This is a genomic window from Pseudarthrobacter sp. NPDC092202 (genome assembly GCF_044755505.1).
GTDB lineage: Bacteria > Actinomycetota > Actinomycetes > Actinomycetales > Micrococcaceae > Arthrobacter.
Genome location: NZ_JBIVRG010000002.1, coordinates 84,745 through 105,767, shown reverse-complemented (window position 1 = coordinate 105,767; position 21,023 = coordinate 84,745). Strand labels below are relative to the sequence as shown.

Sequence of the window (21,023 nt, the reverse complement as noted above, 5' to 3'; positions counted from 1 at the left end):
CAAATGGCCATACCGGACGACGTGCTGACCGCCACCCAGGCGCGGTTCCAGGCCCGCAAGGGCCCACGCGCGGGAACGGAGGAAAAGATCGCGGAGGCCCATACCCCGCAGGGAAGCATCCTCAACGTCGATTCGACGGAACGCGTGGAACTGCGCAGCAGGCGGGTCATGCGCCAGCCGATGGTTGTCGACGCGCTGAGGGCAACGGCGGAGACCTCACCGGCAGCACGTGGCCAGGTGCGGGATGAGGTGGTGCTGGAAAGGATTATCGGCGGAAACAACCTGCTGGGCATCGCTTTCCTCGAGTTGGGCACGGCGGTCTCACGCAGTGTGGGCAGGGTTATTGTCCGCGACCGGTTCCAGATCCGCTCCTTCGGGACAGGCTTCATGATCTCGCCGCGCCTGGCGCTGACAAACAACCACGTGCTGGCAGACGCACAGTCCGCCCGCTTCTCACGGCTGGAATTCAACTTCCAAAACGGCCTCAACGGCCTTCCCCTTGCTGCATCGCAGTTCGATCTTGAGCCGGACGCCTTCTTCCGGACGGACGCCGGACTGGATGTCACCGTCATAGCGGTTGCAGCGGCGTCACGTCCCGACGGGGCGGGCACCTCCGTGCCGCTGGCCGGCTTCGGCTTCAACCGCACCACCAAGGAGCAGGGCAAGATCCTGCTGGGCGAGTCCATCAACATCATCCAGCACCCGGAAGGCCAGGAGAAACAGCTCGCGCTCCAGCAGAACGAACTCATCGACCGCTTCGACCAGTTCCTGCACTACCACACAGACACATCGCCGGGCTCCTCCGGTTCACCGCTGTTCAACAACCAGTGGGAAGTGCTGGGCCTCCACCATTCCGGCGTACCGGCCCGCAATGCAGCAGGAGAGATCCTGACCGTGGACGGCACCGTGTGGGACAAGACCCAGGATGAGCTGCGGATCCAATGGGTGGCAAACGAGGGGATCCGCATCAGCAGCATCCTGGCCTGGCTCGGTACGCACGCCGACGGCATGAGAAACGAAGAACGGGCCCTGCTGGAGGAAGCACTCAACCCGCCTCCCCTGCCTGCTGAAGCACCACATCCGGTGGAAGAACACCAGCCCCCGGCCCAGCCCCAACCTCAACCGGCGGAGCAACCCCTGGTCCCTACGGATGGGGCTGTGTCCCTCACCATCCCCCTCCACATCACTGTCCGGCTGGGCACGGTACAGGCGGCACACGCGCCGGGACCTTCCGATGCGGACCGGACCGCCAACGTTATTCCGGGGAACACTGTCCAGGTCAGCGGCGGCGCGGTGGTCGAGGAAGCCGTAGCCATAGACCCCGACTATTCGGGGAGGAAAGGATACGACCCTGAGTTCCTGGGTGTGCATATCCCGTTGCCGTCCCTCACAGCCGAACAGCGCGCGGACGCGGCGCAGAACCGCCGTGCGGCCCCCGGGCAGGATCCAACGGTGCTGGACTACCACCACTTCAGCCTCGTCATGAACCGCAGGAGGAGGCTGGCCCTCTACACGGCCGTGAACGTCGATGGCCGGCTCAGCCAATCCCCCAAGCGGGAGCGGGACAGGTGGTACTTCGACCCCCGGCTGGACCGGTCCGAACAGATTGGCGGAGACCTCTACGCGGGCAATGACTTTGACCGCGGGCACCTTGTCCGCCGGCTGGACCCAGTATGGGGTCCGGACACCCTTGCACGGGCAGCCAACGACGACACCTTCCATTTCGCCAACTGCTCCCCGCAACACAAAAAGTTCAACCAAGGCGCATCCCTGTGGGCCGGCCTTGAGGACTACCTGCTGGACACCGCGAAGGCCGACAAGCTGCGGCTCACGGTGTTCACGGGCCCGGTCTTCACGGACGGCGATCCGGAGTTCCAGGGAACACGGATCCCGCTGGCATTTTGGAAAATCCCCGTTTTCCAACGCCCGGACGGCAGCCCTTCAGCCAGTGCCTTCATGATCAGCCAACATGAACTGGTTGGAGACATGCTGAAGGAGGCCTTCACGCCGGTTACCTTCCAGGTCCCGGTCCGCAGGATCAGCGAACTTACCGGCCTGGACTTCGGCCAGCTCTCTGGCTGGGACCCGATGAACAACGAGTCCGAGCCGCTCCCCCACGCCCAGGAGGCGCTGGCCACCGCAACTCCAGCCCGAGAGCTTCACGCTTTCGAGGACGTGCAGCTGTAGAAGGAGAGCAGCTACTTTTGCACCCTGCCGGCAGCACCTCAAGAGGTCTTGACTCAAACAATGAGTAGAGTCATAATTGAGCGTAATCATCTGGCAACGCGCAGTCCCCATGTCGAGGTACTGCTGTGCTGAGACCCGGCGCCGCCAGCCAGCAACCCAAAAGGAGCACCAAGGCATGCGAGCGTTCGTCATCACGAAATACAAGGAGCCGCTGCACGAAACGGAAGTCGCTGAGCCCGTCGTCGGGGACAGGGATGTTCTGGTCCGCGTCGAGGCTGCGGGATTGAACCAGCTGGACGAGAAGATCCGGCTTGGAGAGTTCAAGCAGGTCCTCCCCTACAAGCTCCAGCTGGTCCTCGGCCATGACCTTGCCGGCACCGTAATCCGAACCGGGCCAAAAGTGCGGGCGTTCAAACCGGGTGACCAGGTCTACGCCCGCCCCGCCACGGACCGCATCGGCACCTTCGCCGAGCGTATCGCCGTCGCGGAGGAAGACCTGGCGCTGAAGCCCACGGCCGCCAGCATGGAGGAGGCCGCCTCGCTGCCACTCGTTGCCCTGACGGCCTGGCAGGCACTCGTCGAGCAGGGAAACGTGCAGTCCGGACATAAGGTCCTTATTCACGCGGGGGCCGGCGGGGTCGGCTCGATTGCCATCCAGCTCGCCAAACACCTCGGCGCGACCGTTGCTGCCACCGCGGGCAGCTCGAATGCCGGGTTCGTGCGTGAACTTGGCGCGGACATCGTGATCGACTACCGCACCCAGGACTTCGAGCAGCTCCTGACCGGATACGACCTTGTGCTGGACAGCCTCGGCGGGGAAAACCTGGAGAAGTCACTGCGTATCCTCAAACGCGGCGGCAAGGCGATAGGGATCTCCGGCCCGCCGGACCCGGCTTTCGCCCGCAGCGCCGGGCTCAACCCCGTGCTGCGCCTGGCGATCACCGCGCTGAGCAGCAAAATCCGGAGGCAGGCCAGGAAGCTTGGCGTCAGCTATGAATTCCTCTTTATGCGGGCCAGCGGGGACCAGTTGCGCAAGATCAGCGCACTGGTGGACAGCGGAGTGCTGCGGCCCGTGGTGGGCAAAGTCTTCGATTTCAACGACACCCCGCAGGCGCTGGCATCCCTCGCCCAGGGCGGGATCCGCGGCAAAGCCGTGGTCACCCTCGGTACCTGACCGGCGTCGGGCTTTTCCATCCATCAGACCTCCCAGGAGAACAACCATGGACATCAGCGACACCCCGCACGATGCCGTCGTCACCTCATACGCCAAAGCACCTGCCAACACGGTCACCGCAGGGGGCACCACCTACGCGTACCGGGAGTTGGGGCCGAAGGGCGGCATTCCGGTCGTCTTCTTCGCGCACCTCGCTGCCACGATGGATAACTGGGATCCACGCATCATCGACCCCATGGCCCGGAACCGGCACGTTATCACCTTCAACCAGCCTGGCGTTGGCGCCTCCAGCGGGCAGGTTCCGGACAGTATCGAGGCGATGGCCGACGACGCCTACAGCTTCATCACCGCCCTCGGCTTCGAGAGCATCGACGTGTTCTCCTTCTCGATGGGCGGCATGATCGCCCAGGACCTTGCACTCAAGCATTCCGGCCTTGTCCGCAGGCTCGTGCTGGCGGGAACGGGTCCGCGGGGTGGCAAAGACATGGACAAGGTGGTCGCCACCACCTACTGGGACATATTCCGCGCCAGCCTCACGCGGTCGGACCCCAAAGAGTTCCTGTTCTTCAACCGCAACGCCACCGGCAAGCCGGCCGCGAAAGCCTTCATCAGCCGCCTCCAGGAACGCACAGTGGACCGTGACAGGCCGGTCAGCACCAGTGCCTTCCAGACGCAACTGAAGGCAATCCGGAAGTTCGGACGCTCGGCCCCGCCGGACCTCTCCGCGCTTACCAACCCAACCCTCATCGCCAACGGCGACAACGACCGCATGGTTCCCTCCATCCTCTCCGAGGACCTGCACCGGCGCATCAAGGGATCCAAATTAATCATCTACCCCGACTCGGGCCACGGCGGCATCTTCCAGCACCATGCGGCGTTCGCCCGTGCCGCCGTCGACTTCCTCGCCGCCTGACCCGACCCGGGGAAAAAGCCGTGGGACGCTACACTCATAACTGAGTCCAGTCACTTAACCTCAGGAGGTATCGCCATGCCTGCCGCTCCCCAGCCGCTCGGACGCCGCGAGCGGAACAAGCAGGAAAAGCTGGACCGCATCACTGCCGCAGCCAGCGAGCTCTTCGCAGAACACGGGATCGACGATGTGACAACGCAGCAGATCGCCGATAAGGCCGACATTGGCACCGGAACCCTGTTTCTGTACGCAAAGACCAAAGGAGAACTGCTCCTGCTCGTGCAGAATGCCCACTACGCGGAAGCGCTGGAACGGGGGCGCGCTGCTGCTGAAGCTGTCCCCGATGCACTTGGCGCCGTGATGGCCATTCTCCAGCCGATTGTGGAATGCAACCGCGTCCAGGTCGAGAACGGCCGCACCTACCTGCGGGAGATGGTCTTCGGCGACCCGGCCGAGCCACGTCACAGCGAAGCCCTGCACATCGTCGCGCAGACCGAGGAGGCCATCGCTGCCGTGTTGGGCCGCGGCGGGCAGTTCACAGCCGGCGATGCCGCAACCACCGCCCGCATCGTCTCGGCGATCATGTTCCTCGGCATGTCCGGCAGGCCGGATCCCGCCTTTCGCGTCGAGGACATTGTCCAGGACATCAGGAGCCAGATCCGCCTCCTCCTGCCCCGCTGACGCCAAGCCCCCTTCAGGCCCCTTGTGGCTCCGCCAAGCCCATGTGCGGGATACGCATCTCCTAACCTCACACGAGTTAGGTATGCTAGGCCGAAAAGCAAGGGGGCCGGTATGGTCAAACGTAAAGCGACGGCACTGGACGTGGCCCGGCGGGCGGGGGTGTCCCGCAGCGCGGTGTCACTGGTGCTTAACGGCAGGGCAACCGGCAATGTCACCGCAGAACGCCAGGAGCGCGTGCTCCGCGCCGCGGCAGAGCTGGACTACACCCCCAATTCGGTTGCCGTCAGCCTGCGCAACCAGCAAACGTCCACAATCGGCATCATTACGGACGACATCGTTACCAGCCCCTTTGCGGGCCGGCTGATCAGCGGCGCGTCCCGCACGGCCTTGGCCCGCGGGTACATGGTCCTGGTGGTCGACACGGAACATGACAAGTCCCGCGAGAGCGCCGCGGCCCAGCAACTCGTCCACCGGCAGGTGGACGGAATCATGTATGCCGCCGGCAGCCTGCGCGAAATTACCGCCCCGCCCGCGATGCTTACCCTGCCGGCTATCCTGGCCAATTGCACGGATGCGGACTCCGGGCTCCAGTCCGTCATACCGGCGGAGGTCGAAGGCGGGCGCGCCGCGGCACAGCTTCTGATTGACCTGGGCCACCGCCGCATCACGCTGTTGACTGGGACCCTCAGCTCCCCTGCCGCCCCACAGCGTGAACTGGGTTACCGCGAGGCGATGGAAGCAGCGGGATTGGGCCGTGATCAGCAGCACGTCCACGCGACCGGATGGGACATCGATGAGGGCTACCGGGCCGCTTCCTCGGTGCTGGGCGGCAGCAACCCGCCGACGGCGATCGTCTGCTCAAACGACAGGGTGGCCACCGGCGTACTGCTGTACGCGGCTGCCGCGGGACTGCGCGTACCGACGGACTTGTCCGTGGTGGGCTACGACGACCAGCAGAACCTTGCCGCGAACCTTGTTCCCGCGCTGACCACCGTGGCGCTTCCGCACGCCGAAATTGGAGCGGCAGCCATGTCCATGCTGCTGGATGCGGTGGAAGGAAAAACTGCGGCCACGGAGGACAAGGAAGAGGGAACGCTCCACGTACCTTGCCGGGTCATCCCACGGGCTTCAACCGCTGCCGTCCCCGCGGGCTAAGCAGACGGACGTTTATCCACCGCAGGTGAACCCGGCAGGAACGGCCAGTACCAGCCCTTGCCTGGATGCCTTTGTGCCGGACACGGCCTGCCTTCCCGTACCTTCCGAATGACGCCGCACAAAGAGCACCCCTCATCACTTGACACGTGTTAGGTCCGGTATCTACTCTACTTAACACGTGTTAGGAGGAGACGACAATGACGTCTGAAAAGACACAGGGGCAACCCACCCCCTCGTTCGCGCCGCGGTCCGGCAGCGGGATTTCGCAACTCACCCGGCGTTCCATGCTGGGCCTTACGGGACTCGCCGTGGCGGGAGCTACCGTCGCAGCGTGGCCGCGGCTTACCGGGACTGATATTCCCGGCCGGGGCAGCAAGGCCCTGAACATCGCCATCCTTGGAACTGCAGCGGACGCCACAGCCCGCCAGGGCCTGGTCCAGGCCTTTACCGCCGCCCATCCGGATATTCCCGTGCAGGTGCAGGCCATCCAGGGCGCCGACTGGAAAGACTTCTTTTCCAAGATCCTCACCATGGTGGCGGCCGGCACACCGCCGGACGTCGTGTACGTGGCCACGGAAGGTGCCCAACTGTTCGCCGACAAGCTCGCCGAACCCTTGGATGATTATGTCCGCCGGGATGCAGCCGAGATGAGCGACTACTTCGATGACGTTCATCCGAGCCTGCTGGAAGCCTTTATGTACCAGGGAAGCCTCTACCAGCTGCCGCTGGACTGGAACGCGGCGAACATGTACCTGAATACCACTACCTTCGCCCAGGCCGGCCTTGACCGGCCGAAAGACGACTGGACGCAGGATGACTTCAGTGCCACCCTCCGCGCCCTGCGGAAAGCACGGCCGGCGGACTTCACCCCGTACTACTGGACCAACCGCCTTTTTGGCGGAGTAGTCCCGTGGCTGTACGCCAACGACACCAGCTTCCTCACCGAGAGCAAGGCTTCCGGCGGGGACTGGCTGTGGGACCGCTTTTATCCCAAGGACCCGGCCCGGGCCACCCGCGGGGGCGGGTATCAGTGGCTGGCCCCCAACGCCGAGGACGCGCGGGTTGTCGAGACCTTCGACTACCTGCGCGAACTTGTTGCCGAAGGACTGGGCGTGCGGCCTGAATCCGGCGGCGGCAACGCCCTGGTGGGCTTGTTCGCGAACAACCGCATCGGCACCACGCCGGCGGGCGGCTACTGGGCGCAGGGCCTGCATGAAGCCGGCATGACGGCTGATCAGTTCGATGTGCAGTTCTTCCCCCGCTGGCGGACGCAGCGGCAGCAGTTCGGTGCTGCCGGCTACGCGATCATGCGTACGGCTAGGGACAAGGACGCAGCCTGGGAATGGGTGAAGTTCTGCTCCAGCCGCGAAGCGATGCAGCTGGCCATGCCCAAACCGAACACCACACCCACCCGCCGCTCCATGGTGAACGAGTCCTTTTATGCCGCCACCGGCCCGCGGCACTGGAAGGTCTTCTACGACACCCTCGACAGGTTCCCCACCTCCGGCCCGATCCCCGCGCCGCCGCAGCAGGCGGCCGTGGAAACTGCCCTGATGAAGAACGTGTCCACCGCCGTCAGCGGCAGCTCCGCCGGCGTACGGTCAGCGTTGGGCACCCTGCAGCGTGATCTCGAACTGGCCCTCAGGAGGAACGCATGACCACCACTTCCACCGCCCCGCGCCAAACGGTCAAACCACCGGCCGCGGGCCGCTCCTTCGTCGAACGATGGCTGGCGATGATTTTCCTTGCCCCCACCCTGCTGGGGATGGCCCTGTTCACCTTCCTGCCGATCATCGGCTCGCTGGTGCTGGCCTTCTTCCGCTGGGACATCATCTCAGCACCCGAGTTCGTCGGTTTCGCCAACTTCGCCTCCCTGGCACAGGACCCCACCGTCCGGGTGTCCTTCCTGAACACCATCGTGTTCGTCGTCGTCGCAGTAATCCTTCAACTCGGCATCGCACTCAGCCTGGCTTCCATGCTCCAGGCCAGGATGCCGTCCTGGCTCAGGGTGTTCCTCCGTTCCACCTTCTTCTTTCCCCTGGTGCTGTCCGCCGCGTCGGTGTCCATCTTCATGCGGTACATGTTCAATGAACAGTTCGGCGTGGTGAACTGGCTCCTGTCGCTCATCGGCATTCCCGCAGTCCCGTGGCTGACCAGTCCCGTGGCCTCCGCCGCCGTCGTCGTCCTGGTGTACGTCTGGCAGAACTTCGGGTTCTCCTTCCTCCTGTTCCTCGGCGCCCTGAGCAACATCCCGAAGGAACTGCACGAGGCAGCGAACCTGGACGGCGCCACGGGCTGGAAACAGTTCAGCAACGTCACCCTTCCCCTGATCAGCCCCACGGTGCTGGTCGCCTCCGTCATGGCGATCATCAGTGCCCTGCAGGTCTTCGACCAGCCGTACGTCCTGACCAACGGCGGTCCAGGGGATTCCACCCGTACCGCCGTCATGGTGATCTTCGAATCCGCCTTCCAGCAACTGGAATTCGGCGAAGCCTCGGCCATCGGCCTGGTCCTGACCGTGCTGATCCTCGCCGTCACCGCCCTCCAGTTCCGCCTCAGCCGCCGCTTCGTCTTCTACCAGTGAGGTCCCTTATGTCCAGCCAGACCCTGCACACCGGGACCGACGAGCATTCGGGTTCCAGCAACGGCACGCCGGCCACCCGCAAGGCCTACCGCAACCGCCGCCTGCCCGCAGCCGGAACCGTCGGCCGGTACGCCGCGCTGGCGGTGGCGGCGGCGCTGACCCTCGGCCCTGTCCTGTGGACCCTGTCCACCTCGCTGCGGACGCCGTCGGAATCCTTCAACCTGCCGCCGTCCTTCCTCCCCATCAACCCTGACTTCACCGCCTACCAGGAGGTGTTCAAGCAGATCAACGTCGGCCTCCTGGTGCTGAACAGCGCCCTGGTGACCGGGCTGATCGCGCTTGGCCAGATGGCTTCCGCCACCCTGGCCGGCTACGCCTTCGCCCGCCTGGACTTCCGCGGCAGGAAGGCCATCTTCTCGTTGGTGCTGGCCACCATGATGGTTCCGGTGCAGGTCACCATCGTTCCGGTGTTCATGCTCATCCGCGGGATGGGCCTGTCCGATACACTGCTGGCCCTGATCCTGCCGGCCATTCCCACCGCCTTCGGCACCTTCCTGATGCGCCAGTACTTCCTGGGCCTGCCGAATGACTTTGCGGAAGCGGCCGCCCTGGACGGCGCCGGACCATGGCGGATCTTCCGCTCCGTCTACGCACCCCTGGCGGTCCCGGGCATGGCCATCGTGGGGATCCTCGCCTTCAACTTCCACTGGAACGAGTTCTTCCGGCCGCTGATCCTCACTATCAGCGAACAGAACTTCACGCTTCCCCTCGGCCTGGTCACGCTCCAAGGCAACCTCGGCACCGGAAGCATATCCGTGGTCCTCGCCGGCGTGATCCTGTCCATGCTGCCCGCACTGGTGGTCTTTATCTTCGGCCAACGCACCCTGCGCGAGGGCCTCACGGCCGGCGCGAGCAAATAACACGTACTTTCAAAAGGAACCCCATGGATACACTCACCCCGACCAGCACGGCAGCAACAACAGACAGCTACCGCCCGGCCCTGCACTACTCCGCCAAGGACACCTGGCTCAATGACCCCAACGGCCTGATCTTTCACGACGGCGTCTACCACCTCTACTACCAGAACAACCCGCTGGGAAACGTCTGGGGAAACATGTCCTGGGGCCACGCCACCTCCACCGACCTCCTGACCTGGACCGAGCACCCGGTCGCCATCGCCTGTGACGATAACGAGGACATCTTTTCCGGCAGCATCGTCCACGACCGTCACAACACCAGCGGCTTCGGCGACGGATCCACTGCGCCCCTGGTGGCGATCTACACCAGCGCCTTCAAACCGGGCTCCCTGCACGAGGGCGTCCAGGCCCAGTCACTGGCCTACAGCCTGGACGGGGGCTACAGCTGGACAAAACACGGAGGCAACCCTGTGCTTAACCGCGGGTCCGCCGAGTTCCGGGACCCCAAGGTCATCTGGTACGACGGCGGCGCGGACAGTTACTGGGTGATGGTCGCCGTCGAAGCCACAGACTTCCAGGTGGTGCTTTACAAGTCCCGCGACCTGAAGGCCTGGGAACTGCTGAGCACCTTCGGGCCCGCAAACGCCACCGGCGGGGTCTGGGAATGCCCGGACCTGTTCCCCCTGCCCGTGGACGGCGACCCGGAAAACGTCAAATGGGTCCTCACCGTCAACCTCAATCCCGGCGGGCCCAACAACGGCTCCGCCGGCCAATACTTCATCGGTGACTTCGACGGAACCACATTCACCTCCGCCAGCACCGTGACCGAAGGCCTCCAGGACCCGGACCGGCTGGGCGACTATCAGTGGCTGGACTGGGGCCGCGACTACTACGCGGCCGTCTCCTTCAGCGACGCGCCGGAGAACCGCCGCCTCATGATCGCCTGGATGAACAACTGGGAATACGCCAACCAGATCCCCACCACGCCCTGGCGCAGCCCCATGAGCCTCGCCCGGGAAATTTCACTCCAGGCCCGCGACGGAGAACTGTGCCTGGTCCAGCAGCCCGCGGGCGACTGGACTGCCCTGGCCGGCACGGAGCAGTTCCACCTTTCCGGAACCACCATCCACGACGGCGTGCAGGTCCTGGCGGGCGCGGCCGGCACCGTCCAGCGCATCGACGTCAGCTTCACCCCCGGAAGCGCAGAGGAATTCGGCCTCATCCTGCGTGGGGACGGCACGAACGGAACCCGCGTGGGCATCCGGCCCGGTGAAGGCACACTGTTCGTGGACCGGCGCGAATCCGGCAGGACAGACTTCCACGCATCCTTCAGCTCCATCGACACCGCTCCCATCCTGGCCAGGCAGGGGTCCTACGAGCTCACCATCTACGTGGACCGCTGTTCCGTTGAAGTCTTTGCCCAGGACGGCCAGGTCACCATGACCGAACTGATCTTCCCGGCCGAAACCAGCACCGACCTCGCCGCATACGCCGTAGGCGGCACGGCAACAATGAACACCCTCCAGGTCACGCAGCTCGGGTAGGGCAGCACCAAGGCAAGGAACAACAGACATGCACAACAACGGGAAACCGAACCCTCCCGGGCAGGCGTTGGACGTCGTCGTTATCGGGGAGGCCCTGATCGACGTCGTGACAACGCCCGAGGGAACCCATGAACATCCCGGCGGGTCACCGGCCAACGTCGCCTACGGCCTGGCCCTCCTGGGAGTGAGCACCGGGCTGCTCACGTCCATGGGCACTGACCACCGTGGCGACGTCCTTGAGGAGCACCTCACGGGCGCCGGGGTGACGCTCCTGCCCGGCTCCCGGTCACTGGAAAGAACGTCGACGGCGACCGCCACGCTCGGCCGCGATGGCTCGGCGAGCTACGCCTTCGACATCGACTGGGATGTGGAACCGCTGGATCCTGCCCTTCCTCGGCCCAGGATCGTCCACACCGGTTCGATCGCAAGTTTCCTGCCACCGGGCGCCGGCAGCGTCAAAGCCATGCTCCAGGAACTCCGCAGCGGGTGCATCATCACCTACGATCCCAACATCAGGCCAGCCCTGCTGGGAACCCATGCCGAAGCACGTCGCACTTTCGAGGAACTGGTGCAGCTCAGCACCGTGGTCAAACTCAGCGACGAGGACGCCGCATGGCTTTACCCGGGGAAGACTCTCGAGGAAACCGCGACGCACATCCTGGATCTGGGAGCGGAGCTTGCGGTCATTACCAGGGGCTCATCAGGCTCATTGCTCGCCACATCCAGCACCACCCTCAGCATTCCTGCGGTGAAGACCTCCGTGGTTGACACCATCGGCGCCGGTGACTCCTATATGGCGGCCCTGATCCTGGGACTCCTCACGCGCGGAACCGGCGGCCTGGCCCCTTCCGTCCTAGACCAGCTGGGGCGCACGGCGGCAGCCGCGGCCGCGATCACCGTATCCCGGGCCGGCGCCCGGCCCCCCACCGAAGACGAACTCCGCACACAGCTCCAGCATCAGTACCTGCTGCACTCCCACGCATAGCACGCACCCTCGGTGCCAGGTGCGTTGATCGCCCATTGAGCGGCGACTCCCCTGCCCGGAAATGTAACCCTTGACACACGACTAGTAACGCGCGTAACCTCTCTATATGCGCAAAGTAACGCGCGTTACCTAACTGGCAGCACTACCGATTACACCGGAGCATTCAATGGCGAAGACCACCACCTCGAACCATGCCGGGCCCGCGCGGCAGCGGGGTGTCACCATGAATGACGTTGCCAAACATGCGGGGGTTTCCCGGACTGCGGTCTCGTTCGTGCTGAGCAACCGCGAAAATGCCAGCATCTCAGACGAGACCCGCACCCGGATCAACGAAGCTGTCCAGGCCTTGGGCTACCGCCCGAATGCCGGGGCACGTGCGCTGGCATCCCAGCGCAGTGACTGGTACGGGATTGTCACCGAGATCGTCACGGCACCGTTCGCCGTCGACATCATCAAAGGTGCACAGGACCAAGCCTGGCTCGACCGCAAGTTCCTGCTCATCGCGCCCTCCGACCAGGCCGATGCCGTAGGACCCAACCAGGGCCTGGAAGACGCAGCAACCGAAAAGCTGCTGGAGCAGCGCGTGGAAGGACTTCTGTACGCAGCCACATTCCACCGTGGCGTGCACGTGCCCGAGACCGCCAAGGAAGTACCCACCGTACTGATCAACTGCTTCGACGCCGACGGGAAGCTGCCCTCGATCGTCCCGGACGAACGCGCCGGCGGCCGCACCGCCGTCGAACGTTTGCTCCGGGCCGGCCACCGCAGGATCGGAGTCATCAACCTGGACCCGGCCATTCCCGCGGCAATCGGGCGCTTGGAGGGTGCACGCGAAGCACTCGCCGACGCCGGGCTCGAGCTGGACCCCGAGCTCGTGGTGCCGGGATATGCAACGGCCGACGGCGGGTATGAGGCCGCATGCCGCATCCTGGACCGCTACCCGCAGGAGGACAGGCCAACCGCGCTGTTCTGCCTCAACGACCGCATGGCGATGGGCGCTTACGACGCCATCAAGGAACGGGGCCTGACCATCCCCGGGGACATCGCCGTGATTGGCTTCGACAACCAGGAACTGATTGCGGCCTACCTCAGGCCCAAGCTGACCACAGTTGCGTTGCCGTTTGAAGAAATGGGCGCCCTGGGAGTCCAGACGCTCGCAGCTCTGACAGCAGGACAGCCGATTATTGCCGACCAGCAATTGGTCGGCTGTCCGCTGCTAGAACGCTCTTCGGTCTGACCGCGAAATCACTTTCGAAGAGCAACCCCTCCCCCACCCCTTCACCTTGCTGATGAAGATAGGAAAGAGATAACCATCATGACACAACCCCGATTCCTGAGGGCTGCCCGCACCACGGCGGCCGGGCTGGCGGTAGGCGCACTGCTGCTGACCGGCTGTGCGGCCAACGGCAACAAGGCTGCCGGCACCGACGCCGCAGCCAACGCCAGCGCCTTCCTCACCATTCCGCGTGAGGACATGGGCACGTTCGTGCAGAACTTCAACCCGTTCGCCCCCACCGTCAACCCAATGGTCCAGCAGTCCATCTACGAGTCGCTGCTGATCTTCAACCCGGCCAAGGGTGACACGGTGCCGTGGCTGGCCACTGATTGGGAGGCCGCCGACGACGGCAAGTCCATCAGCTTCACCCTGCGCGACGGCGTTAAGTGGTCCGACGGCCAGCCCTTCGTGGCCGAGGACGTCGCCTACACCTTCGAGCTCCAGAAGAAGATCAAGGGTGGCTTCGAGTACCTGGACACCGTGAGCGCCGAAGGCACCAACAAAGTGACCTTCACCTTCAACAAGCCGTGGTCGCCGGCCCTGTACGACGTCGGGCACCTCACCATCCTGCCCAAGCACATCTGGTCCACCCTCGCCGACCCGGAGAAGGAGGCCAATGCCAAGCCCGTCGGCACAGGCCCCTACACCGAGGTTGACAGTTTCCAGGCCCAGTCGTTCGTGCTGAAGAAAAACCCCAATTACTGGCAGCCGGAAAAGCAAAAGATCGCCGGTATCAAGATGCTTGCCTTCGCAGGAAACGACGGCGCCAACCTCGCCGCCGCGAACGGCGATGTGGACTGGGCCCCGCAGTACATCCCGAACATCGAAAAGACGTTCGTTTCCAAGGACAAGGAACACCGCCACTACTGGTTCCCGGCCACCGGCGCCATGATTAACTGGCAGCTCAACACCACCAAGGCGCCCTTCAACGATGTTGACGTCCGCAAGGCCCTGAGCATGGCCGTCGACCGGGAGCAGGTCACCACGATCGGCATGAGCGGCTACGCCGAGCCTGCGGATTGCACTGGGCTTTCCGGCAACTACGAGACGTGGAAGAACAACGAGGTCAAGGAGAACTGCACCTGGACCAAGCTGGACGTCCAGAAGGCCAATGAGCTGCTGGACAAGGCGGGATACCGGAAGGGTGCCGACGGCAAGCGCACGCTCAAGGACGGCAAGCCGTTCGAATTCAAGATCTCCGTGGGAGCGTCTTCTTCCGACTGGCTGTCCGTGGCCAACGTGATCGCGCAGAACCTGGCAGAAGTCGGCGTCACGGCAAAGGTGGAGTCCCCGGACTGGGCTGCCGTGGTTGCCGGCTACGAGACGGGCGACTTCGACTCCGGCATCGTCTGGAGCGCCAACGACCCCAGCCCGTACAAGTACTTCAACTCCTCCATGGGCACGGCCACGGTCAAGCCCGTGGGCACCAAGACGTTCGACAACTACCACCGCTTCGGCGACGCCGAGGCTGACGCCCTGCTGGCAGAGTTCGCGGCGGAGTCGGACGAGTCCAAGCAGAAGGACATCGCCAACAAGCTGCAGGAAGAATACGACGACGCCGCACCGCTGGTGCCGCTGTTCTCCGGTCCGGAGTGGGGCGCCTTCAACGACACCCGCTTCACCGGCTGGCCCACCGAGGACAACCCCTACGCAACCCTTTCGGTCCGCTCACCTTCTACGGTGCTCGTCCTGACCACGCTGGAACCGCGCAAGTAATCCCCACCGCCTCCCTAGCCTCGCTTCGCTTCGGCCAGGGAACCCGGGCGGCGTGGGCCCATCCACCGCCTCCCTGGCCGCGCTTCGCTTCGGCCAGGGAACCTCCCCTTACCTCCCCAAGCTCGCAAGCTCGGTCGGGGCCCCTCGGTAAGGGCCCCGCGGCGGCGTGGGCCCACCCACCGCCTCCCTGGCCGCTTGGGCCCATCACGCACCACTGCTGGCCGCCGGATCATCCGGCGGCCAGCCCCCAAACTTTCCGTAATTCCCGAATGGAGGGAAACCGTGCGCTTCATCCTGCGCCGCCTGGGTTTCTACCTGATCGCCTTCTGGGCATCCATCACCCTGAATTTCCTGCTCCCCCGCTTCATGCCCGGGGACCCCGTCTCCCGCATGTTCGCCCGCTCCCAGGACAGAATGCAGCCCGAACAGATCGAGGCCCTGCGCAAGCTGCTGGGTGTTGATGACCGGCCCCTCTGGGAGCAGTACATCGGCTACATGACCAACATCTTCACCGGGCAGATGGGCGTCTCCATTTCCCGCTTCCCCACCCCGGTCACCGAGGTCATCTCGTCCCAGATCGGCTGGACCCTCCTGCTCGGCGGAACCGCACTGGTGATTGCCGCCGTCGTGGGTAACCTGCTGGGCGTCCTCGCCGCCTGGCGGCGCGGCGGCGCGATCGACTCCGCGCTTCCACCGCTGCTCGTATTCATCGGCTCGTTCCCGTACTTCTGGCTCGCAATGGGCGCCCTGTACCTTTTCGGCGTAGTACTGAACTGGTTCCCCATCCGCCATGCCTTCACCGCCGGCCTGGAGCCTGGATTCACGTGGGAGTTCATCGGCGACGTCGGAGCCCACCTGGTGCTTCCGGCCCTGACCATCGTGCTGGTCTCCATCGGCGGCTGGATGCTGGGCATGCGCAACACCATGATCGCCACCAATTCCGAGGACTACATCACCATGGCCGAAGCCAAGGGACTCCGCCCGGGCCGGATCATGCTCCGCTACGCAGCCCGCAACGCCATGCTCCCGTCGGTCACGAGCTTCGGCATGGGACTGGGGTTCGTGGTGGGCGGTGCGCTGCTCACCGAGGTGGTCTTCGCCTACCCCGGCGTCGGATACCAGCTCCTCAACGCCGTCCAGGGCCTCGACTACCCGCTCATGCAGGGCCTGTTCCTGACCATCACCGCCGCCGTGCTGCTGGCCAACTTCCTGGTGGACATCCTCTACGTCCGCCTCGACCCGCGCGTGCGCAGCAACTAGAGGGATCGATCATGACAACCGCAATCCTGAAGCAACCCGGCACAACGGCCGCCAAAACCCCGGCGGCCCGCAAGCCCAACCGCAGCTTCGTCCACGGCATCCTCACCAACAAAAAAGCCCTGACAGGCATGGCTGTGATGCTCGTCTTCATCGCGCTGGCCCTGCTGGCACCGGTGCTCTTCCCCGGCGACCCGTCGCGGATCACCGCCATGGCCTCCCAGGAACCCTCAGCCGAGCACTGGCTGGGAACTACCGCCAAGGGACAGGACGTGCTCGCCCTGACCGTCCACGGCTCCCGGAGTTCCCTCTTCGTGGGGCTCACCGTAGGCTTCGCGTCCACCTTCATCGGCATCCTGGTAGGACTTGCCTCGGCGTACTTCGGAAAGTTCATCGACGAAGCGCTGTCCCTGATGACCAACGTCTTCCTGCTCCTTCCCGGCCTGCCGCTGCTGGTCATCCTGGCCGCGTTCCTCCCTCCGGGACTGGGCACAGTGATTCTTGTCCTGGTGGTCACCGGCTGGGCAGGCTCAGCACGCGTCCTGCGCTCACAGGCCCTGTCCATCCGCTCGAAGGACTTTGTGGCCGCGGCCGTGGTGTCCGGTGAACGGGCCGGCCGGATCATGTTCCGCGAAATCCTGCCCAACATGGCCTCGATCGTGATGGGCACCCTGCTGGCCTGCGTCATCTACGGCATTGGTGCCCAGGCAGGCCTGGAGTTCCTGGGCCTGGGCGACGCCAGCACGGTCTCGTGGGGCAACAACCTCTTCTGGGCAGGCAACGAAGGCGCCCTGCTGACCGGCAGCTGGTGGGTGTTCGTTCCCTCGGGCGTCTGCATCGCACTGGTTGCCTTCGCCCTGGCCCTCATCAACTACGCCGTGGACGAGGTCACCAACCCGCGCCTGCGGAAGATCAAAACCCCGAAAGATACCGAAAGGAGCGCCTCCAAATGACCATCTCCCAAGTGTCCTTCGGCTCCCACGAACCCGTCCTGGACGTCAAGGACCTCACCGTCAAGTACATCGGCGACACCCGCTCCACCACCGCCGTGGACCGCGTTTCCTTCAGCATCGGCACCGGTGAGGTGTTCGGCCTCGCAGGGGAATCAGGCTGCGGAAAATCAACCATCGCCAACTCGATCATGCGGCTGCTCAAGGATCCCGCGAAGATCGCAGGCGGCAGCATTTCCTTTGGCGGCAAGGACGTCCTGGCCATGAGCCCGGAGGAGCTGCGGCGCTTCCGCTGGCAGGACGTGGCCATGGTCTTCCAGTCAGCCATGAACTCACTCAACCCGGTGCTGACCATCGGCGAACAGATCGTGGACATCTTCACCACCCACGCCGGCTACTCCCGCAAGGAGTCCCTCCGGCGCGCCGGTGAACTGCTGGAACTGGTGAGGATCGACCCCGCACGCCTCAAGTCCTACCCGCACCAGCTCTCGGGCGGCATGCGCCAGCGTGCAGTGATTGCTATGGCCGTGGCCCTCAAACCGTCCCTGTTGATCCTGGACGAACCCACCACCGCCCTGGACGTGGTGGTGCAGCAGGAAATCATGGCCCAGATCAAGGACCTCCAGCGCGAGCTTGGCTTCTCTGTCCTCTTCATCACGCACGACATGTCACTCATGGTGGAACTCTCGCACCGCATGGCCGTGATGTACGGCGGCAGGATCGTGGAGACCGCGAAAGCGCAGGACGTCTACACCAACCCCCGCCACCCCTACACCCAGGCACTGATGGGCGCATTCCCGCCCCTTACCGGCCCCCGGGTACCGCTGACGGGACTGCCCGACGGCGTGAAGTTCCGGAACATTCCGGACCTCACCGAAGCGGCACCCGGGCACTTCGTGGCTCCGCTTGGTGCCGACGCTCCAGTGATTGATTCCGCAGACCTGGCAGGAGCCCAACGATGAGCCACTCCCTGACATCCCCGGCGGCTGCGTCCGCCACCGGCACCCCCGCCCTTGAAATCCGTGGCCTGGGCAAGTCATTCCCCATCGGAGGGCTGTTCTCCCGTGACTCGGTCCGCGCCCTGCACGGCGTGGACCTGACAATCAACCGCGGCGAAATCGTCGCGCTTGTGGGAGAGTCCGGTTCCGGCAAGAGCACCCTGGCCCGCTGCGTTGCCCGGCTCGAGAAGCCGAGCCGCGGCGCGATCCTGATCGACGGCGTCGACATCCTCAAGCGCGACCGGTTCCAGGCGTCGCGTGCGTTCCGGTCCCAGCTGCAGATGGTCTTCCAGGACCCCTTCGGTTCATTGAACCCGGCCCACAGGATCGAGCACTTCCTGCGGCGTTCACTGGCGATCCACGGCAAAGGCGGCAGTTCCGGCGAAGAGACCGTGCGGCGGCTCGAAGAGCTCATGACCACTGTTGGCCTGCAGGCCGACATGCTGAACTCGTATCCGCACGAGCTCTCCGGCGGCCAGCGCCAGCGCGTTGCGATTGCCCGGGCCCTCGCCGTTGAACCACAAGTCATCCTGGCGGACGAGCCCACCTCCATGCTTGACGTTTCCGTCCGGATCGGTGTGTTGAACCTGATGCGCAAGCTCCGCGACGAGCAGGGCATCTCCATGCTCTACATCACCCACGACCTCGCGTCCGCCCGCTATCTGGCGGACCGGACGGCAGTGATGTTCGCCGGTGAACTCGTCGAGGAAGGCGAGTCCCTGGACCTGCTGTCCAACCCCGCGCACCCCTACACGCAACTCCTGGTCTCGGCCGTCCCGGACCCGGCCCGGGCAGGCTCCTACGATCCCGTCCGCCGGGCCGAACTGCGGCAGGCGGTCATGGCTTCCACCACGTGCGCTTTCGACGGCGATCCGAACCAGGCCTGTTCAGCCGATGAACCCGTGCGCCACCAGGTTGGGGACCCCGAAAACCGGCACTGGGTGCGCTGCCACCTCTACCGGCCGTGGGCCGGCGCCGCCGGCCATGCCCTGGCGGGCGAACCAACCCAACCCGGCCGCCCGGCGTCGAACGCTCAAGAAAAGGCTTCCGCATGACTGAACTGACCCACCCGCTCGCAACCGTTCCACAGGATGAGCTGGTTGCCAGGGCCGAAGCCGACCCCCTCCGGCCGCGCTTCCATTTCGTTTCACCGGCCGGTTGGCTTAATGATCCCAACGGCGTCAGCCAATGGAACGGCACGTACCACCTCTTCTACCAGTACAACCCGGAGGGCGCGTTCCACCACCGCATCCAGTGGGGCCACGCCACCAGCACGGACCTCGTCACCTGGACGGACCAGCCCGTTGCCCTGGAACCGTCCGCAGGACCGGACGCCGAGGGCTGTTGGTCCGGGGTCCTGGTGAACGACGGCGGCACGCCCACCCTGGTGTATTCGGGGCGGCTCGAAGGCAAGGAGCTGCCCTGCGTCGCCGTAGGATCCCCTGACCTTCTAACCTGGACCAAGGACGCGGCAAACCCCGTGATCGCAGCGCCGCCGGCGGGAGTAGACATCACGGCGTACCGCGACCACTGCGTCTGGCGTGAAGGAACGAAGTGGCGGCAGCTGGTGGGTTCGGGCATCAGCGGACGCGGCGGTACGGCGTTCCTGTACGAGTCAGCGGACCTGCGGACCTGGGACTACATCGGGCCGTTGTTCATCGGCGATGCCTCGCAGGGTGACCCTGCCGACACTGACTGGACGGGAACCATGTGGGAATGCGTGGACCTTTTCCGGGCAGGGCAGGGTTCGCTGGGGTCCGCACCCTCTGACGGCTCGCCGGATGTGCTGGTTTTCTCAGCATGGAACGACGGCGACACCCGCCACCCGCTGTACTGGACCGGCCGGTACGCCGGGGACAGCTTCGAGCCTGCGGCCCTGCACCGGCTCGATTACGGCGGCCGCTTCTTCTATGCACCGCAATCGTTCCAGGATGAGTCCGGCCGGCGCGTCATGTTCGGCTGGATGCAGGAAGGCCGAAGCGATGCCGCGATGGTGGAGGCCGGCTGGTCCGGAGTGATGAGCCTGCCGCGAACCGTCACGGCGGCCGAGGACGGGACCCTCCGCTTCGCACCCGTGCCGGAAATCAAGAAGCTGCGCCGTGGCCATACCCGCCTCTCCGGTCAGGTGCGGGGCCGTTTGCTGGAACCCCTGGAAACCGGCCTGTCCGGCACGCAACTCGACCTCGAACTGGAACTCCAACTGGCACCGGGCGCACTGCTGCGGCTCGGTGTACTGGGCTCCACTGATCGGGGCACCTCCGGCAGCCCCGCCGAGGAAACGGTCATCGAGCTGGGCAGGGCGGCTGACGGCACTGGCGACGGCACGCTCCGCCTGGACCGCACCCAAAGCAGCCTAGATCCAGCCGTTGATGCGGAAGACAAGTCCGGAGCCGTCCCCATGCCCGACGGGCGGGTGCACCTGCGCGTCATCCTGGACCGGTCCGCCGTCGAAATTTTTGCCAACGGGATAGCGCTCACTGCCCGCGTCTACCCCACCCTGGGCGGGGGCCACGTGAGCCTTGCCGCCGAAGGAACGGCAGAGGTGCTCTCCCTAGACGCCTGGACCATGGCCGACATTTTTGACGGTACCCGGAGCCTCTTTCCCTGAAGCGGGGCAGAACACCACCATCAACTCTTACAGCAGCATCGAGGCTGCCCCTGAAGAAGGAACCCATGAAAAATTCACCCG

General features: G+C 64.9%; 17 protein-coding genes. All 17 read left to right on the top strand.

The window, feature by feature from the left end:
- Positions 1 to 3 precede the first annotated feature (3 nt).
- Positions 4 to 2,187 (top strand): DNA/RNA non-specific endonuclease, encoded by a 2,184-nt coding sequence (locus ACIQF4_RS03885; RefSeq protein ID WP_400515670.1) that lies wholly within the window; start codon positions 4 to 6, stop codon positions 2,185 to 2,187.
- Positions 2,188 to 2,362: 175 nt separating this feature from the next.
- On the top strand, positions 2,363 to 3,361 hold the full coding sequence (locus tag ACIQF4_RS03880; RefSeq protein ID WP_400515671.1) for an NADP-dependent oxidoreductase: 999 nt from the start codon (positions 2,363 to 2,365) through the stop codon (positions 3,359 to 3,361).
- Between the two features lie 46 nt (positions 3,362 to 3,407).
- Positions 3,408 to 4,274 carry an alpha/beta fold hydrolase gene (locus ACIQF4_RS03875; RefSeq protein WP_400515673.1) on the top strand — a complete coding sequence of 289 codons (867 nt, stop codon included), beginning with the start codon at positions 3,408 to 3,410 and terminating at the stop codon, positions 4,272 to 4,274.
- 75 nt (positions 4,275 to 4,349) lie between these two features.
- Positions 4,350 to 4,952 carry a TetR/AcrR family transcriptional regulator gene (locus ACIQF4_RS03870; RefSeq protein WP_400515675.1) on the top strand — a complete coding sequence of 201 codons (603 nt, stop codon included), beginning with the start codon at positions 4,350 to 4,352 and terminating at the stop codon, positions 4,950 to 4,952.
- A gap of 111 nt (positions 4,953 to 5,063) precedes the next feature.
- Positions 5,064 to 6,107 carry a LacI family DNA-binding transcriptional regulator gene (locus ACIQF4_RS03865; RefSeq protein WP_400515676.1) on the top strand — a complete coding sequence of 348 codons (1,044 nt, stop codon included), beginning with the start codon at positions 5,064 to 5,066 and terminating at the stop codon, positions 6,105 to 6,107.
- A 197-nt stretch (positions 6,108 to 6,304) separates the two neighbouring features.
- Positions 6,305 to 7,765, top strand: coding sequence for an extracellular solute-binding protein (locus ACIQF4_RS03860; protein ID WP_400515677.1), 1,461 nt, complete (start codon positions 6,305 to 6,307; stop codon positions 7,763 to 7,765).
- Complete coding sequence (locus ACIQF4_RS03855) at positions 7,762 to 8,691, top strand: carbohydrate ABC transporter permease (protein WP_400515678.1); 930 nt, start codon at positions 7,762 to 7,764, stop codon at positions 8,689 to 8,691. Before ACIQF4_RS03860 ends, ACIQF4_RS03855 begins: the two co-directional genes overlap by 4 nt.
- Before the next feature lie 8 nt (positions 8,692 to 8,699).
- The gene (locus ACIQF4_RS03850) at positions 8,700 to 9,611 is read left to right on the top strand and encodes a carbohydrate ABC transporter permease (protein ID WP_400515680.1); all 912 of its coding nucleotides are present in this window, start codon (positions 8,700 to 8,702) and stop codon (positions 9,609 to 9,611) included.
- A gap of 23 nt (positions 9,612 to 9,634) precedes the next feature.
- Positions 9,635 to 11,152 carry a glycoside hydrolase family 32 protein gene (locus ACIQF4_RS03845; protein ID WP_400515682.1) on the top strand — a complete coding sequence of 506 codons (1,518 nt, stop codon included), beginning with the start codon at positions 9,635 to 9,637 and terminating at the stop codon, positions 11,150 to 11,152.
- A 28-nt stretch (positions 11,153 to 11,180) separates the two neighbouring features.
- The gene (locus ACIQF4_RS03840) at positions 11,181 to 12,137 is read left to right on the top strand and encodes a carbohydrate kinase (RefSeq protein WP_400515684.1); all 957 of its coding nucleotides are present in this window, start codon (positions 11,181 to 11,183) and stop codon (positions 12,135 to 12,137) included.
- Positions 12,138 to 12,303: 166 nt separating this feature from the next.
- Positions 12,304 to 13,374 carry a LacI family DNA-binding transcriptional regulator gene (locus ACIQF4_RS03835; RefSeq protein WP_400515686.1) on the top strand — a complete coding sequence of 357 codons (1,071 nt, stop codon included), beginning with the start codon at positions 12,304 to 12,306 and terminating at the stop codon, positions 13,372 to 13,374.
- A 78-nt stretch (positions 13,375 to 13,452) separates the two neighbouring features.
- A complete protein-coding gene (locus ACIQF4_RS03830; protein ID WP_400515688.1) occupies positions 13,453 to 15,129 on the top strand; it encodes an ABC transporter substrate-binding protein in 1,677 nt (558 codons plus the stop codon).
- 282 nt (positions 15,130 to 15,411) lie between these two features.
- A complete protein-coding gene (locus tag ACIQF4_RS03825; protein ID WP_066275479.1) occupies positions 15,412 to 16,389 on the top strand; it encodes an ABC transporter permease in 978 nt (325 codons plus the stop codon).
- Between the two features lie 11 nt (positions 16,390 to 16,400).
- Positions 16,401 to 17,339, top strand: a complete 939-nt coding sequence (locus ACIQF4_RS03820) for an ABC transporter permease (RefSeq protein WP_350002323.1) — start codon at positions 16,401 to 16,403, stop codon at positions 17,337 to 17,339.
- On the top strand, positions 17,336 to 18,298 hold the full coding sequence (locus ACIQF4_RS03815) for an ABC transporter ATP-binding protein (RefSeq protein WP_400515690.1): 963 nt from the start codon (positions 17,336 to 17,338) through the stop codon (positions 18,296 to 18,298). Before ACIQF4_RS03820 ends, ACIQF4_RS03815 begins: the two co-directional genes overlap by 4 nt.
- Positions 18,295 to 19,389 carry an ATP-binding cassette domain-containing protein gene (locus ACIQF4_RS03810; protein ID WP_400515692.1) on the top strand — a complete coding sequence of 365 codons (1,095 nt, stop codon included), beginning with the start codon at positions 18,295 to 18,297 and terminating at the stop codon, positions 19,387 to 19,389. The genes ACIQF4_RS03815 and ACIQF4_RS03810 overlap by 4 nt, the downstream gene beginning before the upstream one ends.
- On the top strand, positions 19,386 to 20,942 hold the full coding sequence (locus ACIQF4_RS03805) for a glycoside hydrolase family 32 protein (protein WP_400515694.1): 1,557 nt from the start codon (positions 19,386 to 19,388) through the stop codon (positions 20,940 to 20,942). The genes ACIQF4_RS03810 and ACIQF4_RS03805 overlap by 4 nt, the downstream gene beginning before the upstream one ends.
- Positions 20,943 to 21,023 lie beyond the last annotated feature (81 nt).